General features: G+C 70.9%; 10 protein-coding genes and 1 tRNA gene. 4 read left to right on the forward strand and 7 right to left on the reverse strand.

Annotated features, from left to right (window positions below):
• Nucleotides 1-34: 34 nt before the first annotated feature.
• The 4 genes from MWM45_RS01920 to MWM45_RS01935 all read right to left on the reverse strand — a co-directional run bounded on the left by MWM45_RS01920 (nt 35) and on the right by MWM45_RS01935 (nt 7171).
• Nucleotides 35-853 (reverse strand): Fpg/Nei family DNA glycosylase, encoded by an 819-nt coding sequence (locus tag MWM45_RS01920; RefSeq protein ID WP_247827897.1) that lies wholly within the window; start codon nt 851-853, stop codon nt 35-37.
• Entirely contained in the window at nt 846-5855 is a 5010-nt protein-coding gene (locus MWM45_RS01925; RefSeq protein WP_247827898.1) for an Lhr family helicase, read from the reverse strand. Before MWM45_RS01925 ends, MWM45_RS01920 begins: the two co-directional genes overlap by 8 nt.
• Before the next feature lie 59 nt (nt 5856-5914).
• Nucleotides 5915-6640: a DUF4232 domain-containing protein gene (locus MWM45_RS01930; protein WP_247827899.1), complete on the reverse strand. Its 726-nt coding sequence runs from the start codon at nt 6638-6640 to the stop codon at nt 5915-5917.
• Nucleotides 6641-6715: 75 nt separating this feature from the next.
• The gene (locus MWM45_RS01935) at nt 6716-7171 is read right to left on the reverse strand and encodes a 23S rRNA (pseudouridine(1915)-N(3))-methyltransferase RlmH (protein ID WP_247827900.1); all 456 of its coding nucleotides are present in this window, start codon (nt 7169-7171) and stop codon (nt 6716-6718) included.
• 79 nt (nt 7172-7250) lie between these two features.
• Here MWM45_RS01935 and MWM45_RS01940 point away from each other — a divergent pair, with 79 nt between their 5' ends.
• A complete protein-coding gene (locus MWM45_RS01940; protein WP_247827901.1) occupies nt 7251-8018 on the forward strand; it encodes a type 1 glutamine amidotransferase domain-containing protein in 768 nt (255 codons plus the stop codon).
• A 746-nt stretch (nt 8019-8764) separates the two neighbouring features.
• Here the strand turns inward: MWM45_RS01940 and MWM45_RS01945 are convergent.
• From MWM45_RS01945 to tadA, 3 genes are all read right to left on the reverse strand, one after another.
• A tRNA-Ser gene (locus tag MWM45_RS01945) sits at nt 8765-8854 on the reverse strand.
• A gap of 58 nt (nt 8855-8912) precedes the next feature.
• The gene (locus MWM45_RS01950) at nt 8913-9401 is read right to left on the reverse strand and encodes a pyridoxamine 5'-phosphate oxidase family protein (RefSeq protein WP_052274074.1); all 489 of its coding nucleotides are present in this window, start codon (nt 9399-9401) and stop codon (nt 8913-8915) included.
• A 46-nt stretch (nt 9402-9447) separates the two neighbouring features.
• The gene (gene tadA, locus MWM45_RS01955; protein WP_247827902.1) at nt 9448-9945 is read right to left on the reverse strand and encodes a tRNA adenosine(34) deaminase TadA; all 498 of its coding nucleotides are present in this window, start codon (nt 9943-9945) and stop codon (nt 9448-9450) included.
• A gap of 23 nt (nt 9946-9968) precedes the next feature.
• On the opposite strand from tadA, the gene upp reads away from it, so the two are divergent.
• The 3 genes from upp to MWM45_RS01970 all read left to right on the forward strand — a co-directional run bounded on the left by upp (nt 9969) and on the right by MWM45_RS01970 (nt 12449).
• Nucleotides 9969-10604: a uracil phosphoribosyltransferase gene (upp, locus tag MWM45_RS01960; RefSeq protein WP_043443215.1), complete on the forward strand. Its 636-nt coding sequence runs from the start codon at nt 9969-9971 to the stop codon at nt 10602-10604.
• 452 nt (nt 10605-11056) lie between these two features.
• Nucleotides 11057-11878, forward strand: coding sequence for a winged helix-turn-helix domain-containing protein (locus MWM45_RS01965; protein ID WP_247827903.1), 822 nt, complete (start codon nt 11057-11059; stop codon nt 11876-11878).
• 37 nt (nt 11879-11915) lie between these two features.
• Complete coding sequence (locus tag MWM45_RS01970; protein ID WP_247827904.1) at nt 11916-12449, forward strand: SixA phosphatase family protein; 534 nt, start codon at nt 11916-11918, stop codon at nt 12447-12449.
• The last annotated feature ends 6 nt before the right edge of the window (nt 12450-12455 follow it).

The raw sequence follows: 12455 nt of genomic DNA on the forward strand, positions 1-12455 counted from the left end.
TCAGCGCATCACCTCTCCGATTCCGTCCACCTGGTCAGGGTAGTGCCGTCCCGGCCGGGGCTTCCAATCGCGGCTGGCAGTGCGGACAGTAGTAGAGCTCCCGCAGTTCGGTCTCCTTGTCCCCGAGCTGTTCGAGCGCCACGGGCGTGCCGCAGCGCAGGCAGCCCCGCCGGGACCGCCCGTACACCCAGAGCGTGTTGCCGCGGAGCTGTCCGGTCGTCGCCCGGGTGCTGCGCTCCTTGTTCGCCTCGAGGAGCTTCTTGGACAGCTCGACCATGCGCGGCAGGTTCGGCACCTCACCCACCGGGGTGAGCGGGTGCACGCCGGCGAGGAAGCACAGCTCGCACCGGTAGACGTTGCCGATCCCCGCGAGGTTCCGCTGGTCGAGCAGGGCGAGGCCGATGGGACGCTCCGGCTGCTCCCTCAGGCGTCGCAGTGCCTCCTCCGGGTCCCAGTCGGGACCGAGCAGGTCGGGCCCCAGGTATCCGACGGCGTCGTCCTCCTCGGCGCGCGGGATCACCCGCAGGAAGCCGAGTTCGAAACCGACGACGACGGCGTCCGCGGTCTCCAGGATGCAGCGCGCCTTGAAGGCCGGTCTCCGCCATTTCTCCCCGCGGGCGTAGACGTGCCAGAGGCCTTCCATCTTGAGGTGCGAGTGGATGTCCCAGCCGTCGTCGCCCCCGCCCCGGATGAGCAGGTGCTTCCCGCGGGACACCGCCTCCTGCACGGTGTCACCGGTGAAGTCCACGGTGGCGAAGCGGGGCACGCGGATGTCGCAGCGCGTCAGCGTCTTCCCGGCGAGGGCGCGGTGCAGTTCGCGGGCGGCGCGCCACACGGTATCGCCCTCAGGCACGGATCCTCAGCCCCTTCGGTGTGGAGTGGAAGCCGGCGTCGGCGAGCGCGCGACCGATGTCGGTGTCCAGGATCTCGCCGCCGTTGACCTTCTCGAGGGCCATCTTGTCCGCGGCCCCCCGGCGGATGATCGTGACCAGGGCCAGCGCTGCCGCCCGCAGGACGTCGACGTCCTCGGTGAACGCCAGCAGCGTCTTGCCGCCCCGCTCCACGTACAGCGCGAGTGCCCCGTCCACGAGCACGACGAGCGCCCCCGCCTTCCGCCCGGCGCGGTGGCCGCCGTCGGCCTGGGGCCAGCTGAGCGCCGCGCCGTAGGGGTTGGCGGGATCCGTGGCCGCGAGGGCCACCGTCTTCAGGGGAGCGGCCTCCCCGCCGAGCACGTCCTGCGCTGTGGGCAACTGGTTGTCGGCGCTGAAGGAGCGCAGGCGGTCCACCGTGGCCGGGACGGCGAACTGCGCGGCGCCGAGGTGCTCGATGAAATAGCCGCGCCGGCACCGGCCCATCTCCTCCAGCCGCGCCAGCACCTTGTACATGAGGCCGAACCCTCCGGGGATGCCCTCGTTGCCGACGGCCCCGCGGGTGACGACGCCGTAGCGGTCGAGCAGCAGCTCCGCCTGCGCGTGGGCGTGCAGGGTGGTCTCCGCCTCGACGGCGGGCAGCATGTTCCAGCGGCCGGCCGCCAGGGGAGGGGTGGCCCGCTGGTAGCCGCCGGTGGCGCCGTCGTCGCCCGCCACGCTCAGGCGCATCGAGGCCCCGGTGAGTGACTTGCCGGGGGCGCGGCCCAGGCGCCCGGCCCGCGAGGTCCGTGCACGGGCCGGGACCGGTCGCTGCTTGTGGGCCGTCTTCCCGTGCGCGAGGAGGGCGCGCACCGGGGAGAACGTGTCGTTGCTGATCCTCCCCGCCCACACGAGGTCCCACAGGGCGGTGACGACGGCGGTGTCCGACGTCGCCTCCTGCACGTCGAGCTGGTTGGTGAGCTGCCGCAGGAAGTACCCGCCGCCGCCGGCGAGGAGGTCGAGCAGTCCGGTGTGGAGGGCCGTGGGCTCGAAGGTGGGATCGGGTCGGAGCGTCAGGGGGGCGTTCTCGGCCAGGTGCAGGGCGATCCAGCCGTCGTTGCCGGCCAGCGATCCGGCGCCGGACCAGAGCACCTCGCCGGTCGCCGTCAGCTCATCGAGCATGGCGGGCGCATAGTTGGCCACGCGCTGGGCGAGGATCAGCGGCTCCCACGCCGACGCGGGGATGGGCACGCCGGAGAGCTGGTCGATGACGGTGACCACGCCGTCCAGGCCGCGCAGTCCGGAGCCGATGTGCTGCCAGGCGGGCAGGAACCGCCCGTAGGCGGCGGGGTCCACCGGCTCCACCTCCTGGCGCAGCGCGGCCAGCGACCGGCGGCGCAGGCGGCGGAGGACCTCGGCGTCGCACCATTCGCTGGCGGCCGGGGCGTGCACGGTGATGGTGCCGGGCTCGGCGCCCGACGCCGCCGAGATGTCGAGCACGGGCACCGACTCGGCGGGGCGGAACTCGCCCTCCACCACACGGCCGGCGCCGGCGAGGCGCTGCAGCGACCCGGCGACGACGGCGACGCCGAGCCCCAGGCGGGACGCGGCCTCCGCAGCCGTGAAGGGGCCGTGCGTGCGCGCGTAGCGCCCCACGAGGTCCCCGAGAGGATCGTCGACGGGCTCGATGAAGGCCAGGGGGATGCCCATGGGCAGGGGGACGCCGAGGGCGTCCCGCAGGCGGGCGGCGTCCTCGACGGCGGCGATGCGCTCGACGCCGCCGATGTGCACGGTCAGGGCGCGGTTGGCCTTCACGAGGGCGGCCACATGTCCGCGCACCACCTCGGGTGAGGCCCTCAGGGGGTCCGGGGCGGCCGGGGCGTTCGCGGCGAGCAGCTCCTCGTCCGAGGGGTCGTCGGACGGGGGCGCGCCGGACGGGGATGTGCCGTCCTCCGGATCGCCGCCGACCGCCCGGAGGGTCGCGCCGGCCGGCGGAGTGCTGTCGACGAGTGCGGCGGCGGCCTGCTCATCGGCGGGTGCCGCGAGGCGCTCGGCGATCTCCCCGACGGTCAGCGGTCCGAGCAGGCGCAGCAGATCGGCGACGCCCTCGAGCCCACGGGCGAGGCGGTCCTGCTTGAGGCGCTGCAGCTCGAGTTCCGTGTCGGCGATGACCCGGGCGTCGAGCAGCTCCCGCAGCTCCGCCCGGCCCAGCAGCTCGTTGAGGAGGGTCGGGTCGAGCGAGAGCGCGGCGGCCCGGCGCTCGGCCAGCGGGGAGTCGCCCTCGTACAGGAAGGACGCCACGTAGCCGAACAGCATGGACCGCGCGAACGGGGAGGGCTGCTGCGTGGTGACCTCGACAATCCGCAGTTCCCGGCGTTCGAGCGAGGCCGCGAGATCCTTCAGCGCGGGGAGGTCGTAGACATCCTGCAGGACCTCGCGCACGGTCTCGAGGACGATCGGGAAGGTCGGGTACTTCTTGGCGACGTCGAGCAGCTGCGCCGACCGCTGCCGCTGCTGCCACAGCGGGGTGCGCTTGCTCGGGTTCTGGCGGGGCAGCAGCAGGGCGCGGGCCGCACACTCGCGGAAGCGGGAGGCGAAGAGAGCGGACCCGCCCACCTCGGCGGTCACGATGCCGTCGAGTTCCTCGGCGTCGAACAGGAACAGGTCGGCGCCGGGCGGCTCGTCGTCCATGAGGGGGACGCGCAGCACGATGCCGTCGTCGGAGGCCATCGCGGAGCCGTCCATGCCGTAGCGCTGCTCGAGCCGGGCCCCCACGGCGAGTGCCCATGGTGCGTGCACGGGCATGCCGAAGGGGCTGTGCAGGACCACGCGCCAGTCGCCGAGCTCGTCGTGGAAGCGTTCGACGACGAGCGTCCTGTCGTTCGGCACCACCTCGGTGGCTTCGCGCTGCTCGCTGAGGTAGGTGATGAGGTTCCCCGACGCCCAGGCGTCGAGCCCGATCTTCTCGCACCGCTCCTGCGCCTTCTCCGGCGTGGCTCCGGACATCTCGCGCCGGAAGGCGCCGAGGGCACGGCCCAGTTCGACGGGCCGGCCGAGGGAGTCGCCCTTCCAGAACGGGAGCTTGCCGGGCTGGCCGAAGGCGGGGGAGACCAGCACGCGGTCGTGCGTGATCTCCTCGATGCGCCAGCTGGTGGCGCCGAGGGCGAAGACGTCGCCCACGCGGGATTCGTAGACCATCTCCTCGTCGAGCTCGCCCACGCGGCGGCCCCCGGCCCGGGGACCCTCGCCCTCGGAGCCGACGAGGAAGACGCCGAACAGCCCGCGGTCGGGGATGGTGCCGCCCGAGGTGACGGCCAGGCGCTGCGCTCCGGGCCGTCCGGTGATGGTGCCCTCCACGCGGTCCCAGATGATGCGCGGGCGCAGTTCGGCGAACTCGTCGGACGGGTAGCGTCCGGCGAGCAGGTCGAGGGTCGCGTCGAAGGCGGAGCGGGGCAGGGTGGCGAACGGCGCGGAGGTCCTGACGACGTCGAACCACTCCTCGACGTCGATGGTGCCGAGCGCCGCAGCCGCGACGGTCTGCTGCGCGAGGATGTCGAGCGGGTTGGTGGGGATGTAGAGGGGTTCGATCTGCCCGGCGAGCATGCGCTCCACCGTGACCGTGGTGTTGACGAGGTCCCCGCGGTGCTTGGGGAAGAGCACGCCCTGGGACACCTCGCCCACCTGGTGGCCGGCGCGTCCCACGCGCTGCAGGCCGCTCGCCACGGAGTGCGGCGACTCGACCTGCACCACGAGGTCCACGGCGCCCATGTCGATGCCGAGCTCCAGCGAGCTGGTGGCGACCACGCAGCGCAGGCGTCCCGACTTGAGGTCGTCCTCGATGAGGGCGCGCTGGTCCTTCGAGACGGATCCGTGGTGGGCGCGGGCGAGGAGCGCTTCGGCGCCGCTGGACTGCCCCGCCTGGGCCATCATCTGCGCCGGCGTGGCGGTGGTGTGCGCGAACGACGGCGGGGGAGCGGGTTCGACGGCGGCCGGGTCGCCGCCCGCCGCCCACACGGCGTCGCGCTCGCGGCGTTCCGCGTGGATCTCGTTGAGCCGCGCGGTCAGGCGCTCGGCGAGCCGGCGCGAGTTGGCGAACACGATCGTGGACCGGTTCTGCTGGATCAGGTCGACGATCTTCTCCTCGACGTGCGGCCAGATGCTCGCCTGCGGCACGGCGTCGCCGTCGTCGTCGGTGTTCGCCGCCGCTCCGCCGAGCTCCGTCATGTCCTCCACGGGCACGGTGACGGTCAGGTCCCACTGCTTCTTCGACGGCGGGGCGACGATCTCCACGGGGGCGTTGCCGGAGAGGAAGCGGGCCACGGTCTCCTTCGGCTCCACCGTGGCGGAGAGCCCGATGCGCTGCACGGGCTTCTCGAGCAGGGCGTCGAGGCGGGCCAGCGACACCGCCAGGTGCGCGCCGCGCTTGGTGCCGGCGACGGCGTGGACCTCGTCGATGATGACGGTGTCCACCTCCATGAGCGTCTCGCGCGCCTTCGAGGTCAGCATGAGGAACAGGGACTCGGGCGTGGTGATGAGGATGTCCGGTGGCCGCGTCAGCATGGCCCGGCGTTCGGCCTGCGGGGTGTCGCCCGAGCGGACGCCGACGGTGATGCTGGGCGCGGGCAGGCCCAGGCGCTTCGCGGTCTGCGTGATGCCGATCAGCGGGGCCCGGAGGTTCCGCTCGACGTCGACGCCGAGCGCCTTCAGGGGTGAGATGTAGAGGACACGGGTGCTGCGCTTCGGCTTCGCCGGGGCCTTCCGGCCCTTGGCGGGGGTCGCGGGCTCGGGTTCGATGTCGCCGCTGCCCTCGCCGGAGGCGATCAGCCGGTCCAGGGCCCAGAGGAAGGCAGCAAGGGTCTTGCCCGAGCCGGTGGGGGCGACGACGAGCGCGTTGGAACCCGCGGAGATGGCGGACCAGGCGCCCTCCTGGGCGGGAGTGGGTTCGGAGAAGGCTCCCGCGAACCACTCATGGGTTGCGGGGGTGAACCTCGTCAGTACCTGCGTCACTCCCTCATCATGCCCCAGCGCACCGACACTCGGTCAGGAGGCCGGTGTGCAGGGACGGACTAGGAAGCGGCCTGCAGGGGGCTGATCGTCATCAGCACGATCGACGCGGCGGAACAGGCCGGGAGCGCCTGGGGGAGGACGAGCGAGTCGGTGGCGCCGGGCGGGTAGACGCGGAGGCCGGTCGCGGGCGTGAGTCCGCAGTCGGCACCGTAGTTCTGGGCGTTGGCCTGCCGCAGGGTGGCCGCGGCGGACGCGCCCGGGGCGAGGAGCATGGGCACCGAGGCCGTCCCGTCCCGGTCCGCCGGGGCGCCGATCTGGTTGCCCGAACCGTCCACGGAGGAGACGCCCGGGTATCCCGCGACCGTGCACCCCTGATCCGAGGCGTTGGTCAGCACGAGGGTGCGGTACACACTGCCGGCAGCGCCGCCGCCCGGCTGGTCCTGGACGGACCCCGTCAGCTGAGCCGCGGTGCAGGGGCCGGCCGCGGCCGGCGTGGACGCCTCCGGGGACGGCGTCGTGCTCGGCGCAGGGTCCGCGGGGGCAGTCGTGGGTGCCGTGGACGGCGACGCCGCGGACGTCGGTTCGGGTGCTGGTGTCGTGGCTGACGCCGTCGACTCCGCGGACGGTGATCCGGACGCCGTCGGTGCTCCGGTCGCGGTCTCGGAGGTCGACGCGGCCGGTTCTCCGGTCCCCGGATCCGACGCCGAACACCCGCTCACGGCGACGAGTGCTCCGGCAGCCGCAATGGCCGCGATCCAACGCTTGCTCCCCAGCAGTGTAGTCATGGGCTCACCCTACGGCCGCGGCCCCCCACGCCACAGAGGTCCGCCACGTCGTGCCGAGATCGTTACCTGGGCCGCCTACTCGTGGTGGTACGAGCGCCCGCCCGCGATCTCCTGCGCCCGGTACACCTGCTCGGCGAGGATGAGGCGCACGAGCTGGTGCGGGAAGACCAGGGGCGAGAGGGACCAGGTGAAATCGGCCCGCTGGTGCACCTGCTGGTCGACGCCGTACGCGCCGCCGATGATCACCGTGACGCTGCGGGAGGCCTCGAGCGGCGTCAGCAGGGTCCGGGAGAGGGTCGGAGAGTCGATGGCCTTGCCGCGTTCGTCGAGGAGGACCACGTAGTCGGTCCCCAGCTTGGCGAGGAGTCGCTCCGATTCCTCCTTGCGCGCCGCATCGTGCTCTCTCGCCGAATGGGCGATGAGCTGCCAGGAGAGGTCGAAGGGCTTCTTCAGCCGCTTGGAGTACCGCTCGATGCCCTCGGACACCCAGCTCTCATGCTTGCGGCCCACTGCGAGCACCCGGATTGCCATTGGTTCAGGTTATCGCCCGGCCCACGGGCCCGGGCCAGGTGCACCCCGTAGGGTGGAATGCGGACGAAAGGAGCACTACATGAAAAAGATTCTCATGGTTCTGACCAGCGTTTCCGAGCTCGGCGACACGGGGGAGAAGACCGGCTACAACGTGGCCGAGGCCGCGCATCCCTGGAAGGTCTTCAAGGATTCCGGGCACTTCGTGGACTTCGCCTCGATCCAGGGCGGCCAGCCCCCGCGTGACGAGGTGGACACCACCGATCCCATCCAGGTGGCCTTCACCGAGGACGAGACCACGCGGGCGGGCCTCTACAACACGGCCCGCGTCGACGTCGTCGACCCCGGCCAGTACGACGCCGTCTACCTGGTGGGCGGCCACGGCACCATGTGGGACTTCCCGGACAGCGCAGGCCTGCAGAATCTCGTCGCCAGCGTCTACAACGCCGGGGGCCTGGTGGGCGCGGTCTGCCACGGACCGGCCGGCCTGCTCGACGTGGAGCTGGAGAACGGTCTCCGCCTCGTCGAGGGCCGGAGGGTGGCCGCCTTCACCAATGACGAGGAGGTCGCCGCAGGGAAGGACAAGGTCATCCCGTTCTTCCTTGCGGACCGGCTCGAGGAACAGGGCGCCACCCACGTCTTCGCCGATGTCTTCGAGGAGAAGGTCGTCGTCGACGAGCGACTGGTGACCGGCCAGAACCCGGCGTCGGCCGCGGGCGTCGCCAAGGAGATGGAGAAGCTCTTCGCGGAGGTCATCCACCAGGAGAAGGCCGAGGAGCAGCACGAGACGGAGGCCCTGCGCGCCGAGAGGGACGCGCTCAAGGCCGCCGCAGCGGAGGACGAGAGCTGATCCCGCCACCCCGCCCGGAGTCGACCGGCTCCGGGCGGGGGCAGAACCCCTGCTTCGCCTACCCGGCGGCGTCCTCCCGTGACGTGATACCGAAGGCAGGGGGCCGAGGTTCGGTGACGTTCCCGACGCCGGCGTGTGGCGCGCTCGGACGTGGTCCGCAGGGCGATGATGGTGAGCCCCGAACTGTCGACGGCGGGCGCTCCGCCGCAGCGTCCGAGGTTGAATATCCGACTATGCACGCACCCATCGTCGAAAGCTTGAAGTCCGCCACGGGAGGACCTGCTCCTCGGGAAGGAAGCCTTCACGTTCATGAATGTCATCTGCGTCATCGCGATTCTGGCATGCATCGGTAACGCGATCTTCGTCTTCGCACATGTTCCGGGGAATACGCGGATGCCCTACGGCGGTATATAGGACCGGAGTGGGAACGGAATTCCGATCTCTATTTCGGGCGCCCTGGTGGCGAGCCGGACGTCATGGGACCGAGGAGTACCTCGACACCATCCGGGCCGTTCGGCGGTTCGCGAGGCACGGCGTGCCGCCGTGGTCGTACGTCATCTCCTGACCGGGCGCCCTGGCTGCGTGGACGGCGACGGGTCGCTGTTCGGTCCCGGGAACGAACCGACCCCCGCACGACTGCTCCGAGTGCACCGCGCTCAACGACGACGTGTCAGCATCCGGCGCCTGAAACACAAAACGCCCTCCCGGAGGAGAGCGCATTGTGGTCGATGCCTGACGACATCACGTGGCGGTGACGGTGGGATTTGAACCCACGTTGGCTTTTACACCAAACAACATTTCGAGTGTTGCACCTTCGGCCGCTCGGACACGTCACCAACGCCACTACGTTACCGGGTCCAGCGCCCCAGACCCAAAACGGCCCGGGCAGAACAGCTAGGGGAGCTCGACGACGTCGTTCTTGCCGACGTCGGGCTTGGTGCCCGTCACGAGGCCCTTGACCATCTTCACGGCCGAGACGACGCGCGGTGCGTCCATGGACCAGTACTCGGCGGTGTCGGCGTCGACGTGGATGAGCGCGACGGCGGGATCCTCACGGCCGTTCTCGAACCATGCGGACACAGAGGGCCCCCACAGCTCGTCGATCTTCGCCTGGTCCTTCGTCAGGGTTGCCGTGCCCGCGATCGAGACGTAGCCCTTGCCCGTGCTCGCGGAGACGTTGACCTGCGGGTTGGCGCGGATCTCGTCGGCCTTGGGGGAGGGGTCCTCCGTGAAGAACCAGAGGTCGCCGTCGAAGTCCTTCGCCTGGAGCGCGAGGGGCCTGCTCACGAGCCGGCCATCGAGGCTCACGGTGGTGAGGATCGCGATGTCGGTCTTGCCGAGGATGTCCTGTACTTCTTTCAAGCCGTCCTGCTGATCTGCCACGTCTACTCCTTCGAAGGGGATGCTGCGGATTTCATCAGCCTACGCACTATCGCCCCTGGTCGGAACCGGACCGCTGGGCCGCGAAGAACTCCGTGAGCAGCAGCGCGCACTCCTCCTCGCGGACCCCCGCGACGACCTCGGTCCAGTGGTTCAGCCGGCGCTCCCGCAGCACGTCGAACACCGAGCCCGACGCTCCTGCCTTCTCGTCCCAGGCCCCGAACACCACGCGGGGGATGCGCGCCAGGACCGAGGCGCCGGCGCACATGGCGCACGGTTCGAGCGTGACCACCAGGGTGCAGCCCTCGAGCCGCCACGCGCCGAGACGTGCGGCGGCGGCGCGGATGGCCTGCACCTCGGCGTGCGCCGTCGGGTCCCCGAGCTCCTCGCGCTGGTTCCAGCCCGTACCGAGTACCGCGCCGTCGGGTCCGACGACGACGGCGCCGATCGGCACGTCCGCGCTCGCGCGGGTCAGTGCGGCTGCCTCCAGGGCCAGCCCCATCCACGCCCGGTGCTCAGGGGGGACGGGGAGGAGGGAGGGGGCCATGGCTCCAATGGTACTTTTGAGGTATGCGTGTACTGGTAGTCGACCACCCCCTGGTAGCCCACAAACTCACGGTTCTCCGGGACAAGGACACGTCGTCGCCGGTGTTCCGGCTCCTCACCGAGGAACTCGTCACCCTGCTGGCCTACGAGGCCACGCGCGACGTCCGGGTCGAGACCGTGTCCATCGAGACGCCGGTCACGAAGACCGAGGGCGTCGGACTCGTGAAGCCCACCCCCCTCGTGGTCCCCATCCTCCGCGCCGGCCTCGGGATGCTCGAGGGCATGACGCGCCTCGTGCCGACGGCCGAGGTGGGCTTCCTCGGGATGGCCCGCAACGAGGAGACCCTCGAAGCCATCACGTACGCCGAGCGGCTGCCGGACGATCTCACCGGGCGCCAGGTCTTCGTGCTCGACCCGATGCTCGCCACGGGAGGCACCCTCCGCGAGGCCATCAAGTTCCTCTTCGCCCGGGGAGCCGCGGACATTACCTGCATCTGCCTGCTCGCCGCCCCGGAGGGCCTTGCCACGCTGCAGGAGGAGCTCGAGGGCCGCAACGTCACCATCGTCCTGGCCTCCATCGACGAGCGGCTCGATGAGAAGTCGTACATCGTCCCGGGCCTGGGCGATGCCGGCGACCGCCTCTACGGCGTCGTCGGTTAGGACCCACGCCCGGCCGCTTCGTCTCGTGACGGGGCGGAGTGCTCTGTCGTCGGCCCTCGTGAGGGCTTGCATTCGGACGAATCGTCCTTATGGGGCGTGGGGTGTGGACGACTTGTGTCCTGTCGACGGACCAGGTCGCTTCGACGCGCATTCCGTCTCCCGCGTGAGGCGTCCGCATGCTGGACTATCGACCTTTGTTACTTGCGCGTAGCAGATTGTTACGTGCAATAATTCGTCACGTGAACACCCTTTCACTCGCATATTCAGCCGCAGTCTCCTCCCCGGATACTTTGTCCGGAGCCGGCCGCTGCTGTCTTCGAATGCACGCGTAACGGTTACACCCCAACCCTTTTACGCATTCTCAGGCCCAACGGCGGGCGATCCTCTTCATCCCGACCGGGCACATCCCGCATTCGAGCCGCGATGACGGCACACTTCACGAGGTTGGTTCCATGTCAGTTAATCCGGGTTACGTCCACATCTCCCTCCGCTCGCCCCAGAGCCGCCAGGCACGCCCGTCCTTCGGACACGCCCTTCCCGGTCACGCGCAGCAGCCCCCGGCATCCCAGTCCCGCCTGCAGGCCGTCCCCGGCGGGGACACCGGGCCGGCCATGACGGCTCCCGTGCCCGTCGTGGCGCCCAACGGCGTCCCGGGCCCCCAGGCGGTCACCGGCGATACGACCGCGCGGGGCTTCGTGCTCTACGTCGCCCTCGACGAGGCCACCGCCGCAGCTGCGGGCACCACCTTCACCAAGCTGGCCCAGGACGTGCGGGCCTATGTGCGCTCCCTCGTGCCGACCGCCGAGAGCCACGCGGCCGTCGCCCTCGCCCCGGCGGATGCTCCCGGCTCGGACATCGACGTCGTCCGGACTGCGCTCGGCGACCCGACCGTCGCCCGCCGTGCCCGCACCGAGGCCGTACCCGCACCGTCCCGGGCACAGCAGTCCCGGCCCACGGGAGTGCTCATCGACCTGTCGCGGCGCGAGGTCCACCTCGACGGCGAGACCCTGAACCTCACGTTCAAGGAGTTCGAACTCCTGAACTACCTCGTGGAGAACGCGACCCGCACAGTGGGCCGCGAGGAACTGCTCAGCGGGCTGTGGCGGAACGCCGACGAGGTACCGAACGAGCGCACCATCGACGTGCACATCCGCCGCCTGCGCTCGAAGCTGGGCCGCCTGGCCAACACCGTGCGCACCGTCCGCGGCCAGGGCTACCGCTTCTACGACCACCCAGAGGTCGTGGTCTGGGCGGCCCCCGAGTACTCCATCTAGGCTGCCGGGCACACCGGAGAAGCCCTAGACTGCGAGAATGGCCTCCCACCTGAAACGACTCATGCTGCTGCGCCACGCGAAGGCCGAGTTCCAGGAGGGCATCCCCGACCACGAGCGGTCGCTCAGCTCCCGCGGCCACGCCGACGCTCCGCTCGTGGGGCGCTGGATGCTGGAGCACGGCGCCGTCCCCGACTTCATCCTCGTCTCCACGGCCCTGCGCACCCGCCAGACCTGCACCTGGGTCTGCAAGGAACTGGGGGACAAGGCGCCCACACCCAAGCTGGAGGACGAGCTCTACGCGGCCCGTCCCGCCGAGATGCTCGCCCTCATCAACCACGTGCCGCAGACCGTGACGAGCCTGCTCGTCATCGCGCACAACCCCGGCATCCAGGACCTGGCGATGCGCCTCGCCTCCGTCCACTCCAGCGAGCGCGCGGTCATGGACCTCGCGACGGACTACCCGACGTCGGGCCTCACCGTCATGACGTTCGACGGCCCCTGGGCGGAGCTCGACGGGCGCGACGCCGACGTCACGGACTTCGTGGTGCGCCGGGCGTCGACCCTCCGCTGACCCGAC

This window comes from Arthrobacter antioxidans (genome assembly GCF_023100725.1).
GTDB classification, from domain to species: Bacteria; Actinomycetota; Actinomycetes; order Actinomycetales; family Micrococcaceae; genus Arthrobacter_D; species Arthrobacter_D antioxidans.

Bases quoted from the DNA above. Each gene is read 5' to 3' on its own strand.
- MWM45_RS01930 (WP_247827899.1), bottom strand. From the start codon at position 6,640: ATGACTACACTGCTGGGGAGCAAGCGTTGGATCGCGGCCATTGCGGCT.
- MWM45_RS01935 (WP_247827900.1), bottom strand. From the start codon at position 7,171: ATGGCAATCCGGGTGCTCGCAGTGGGCCGCAAGCATGAGAGCTGGGTG.
- MWM45_RS01940 (WP_247827901.1), top strand. From the start codon at position 7,251: ATGAAAAAGATTCTCATGGTTCTGACCAGCGTTTCCGAGCTCGGCGAC.
- tadA (WP_247827902.1), bottom strand. From the start codon at position 9,945: ATGGCCCCCTCCCTCCTCCCCGTCCCCCCTGAGCACCGGGCGTGGATG.
- upp (WP_043443215.1), top strand. From the start codon at position 9,969: ATGCGTGTACTGGTAGTCGACCACCCCCTGGTAGCCCACAAACTCACG.
- MWM45_RS01965 (WP_247827903.1), top strand. From the start codon at position 11,057: ATGTCAGTTAATCCGGGTTACGTCCACATCTCCCTCCGCTCGCCCCAG.
- MWM45_RS01970 (WP_247827904.1), top strand. From the start codon at position 11,916: ATGGCCTCCCACCTGAAACGACTCATGCTGCTGCGCCACGCGAAGGCC.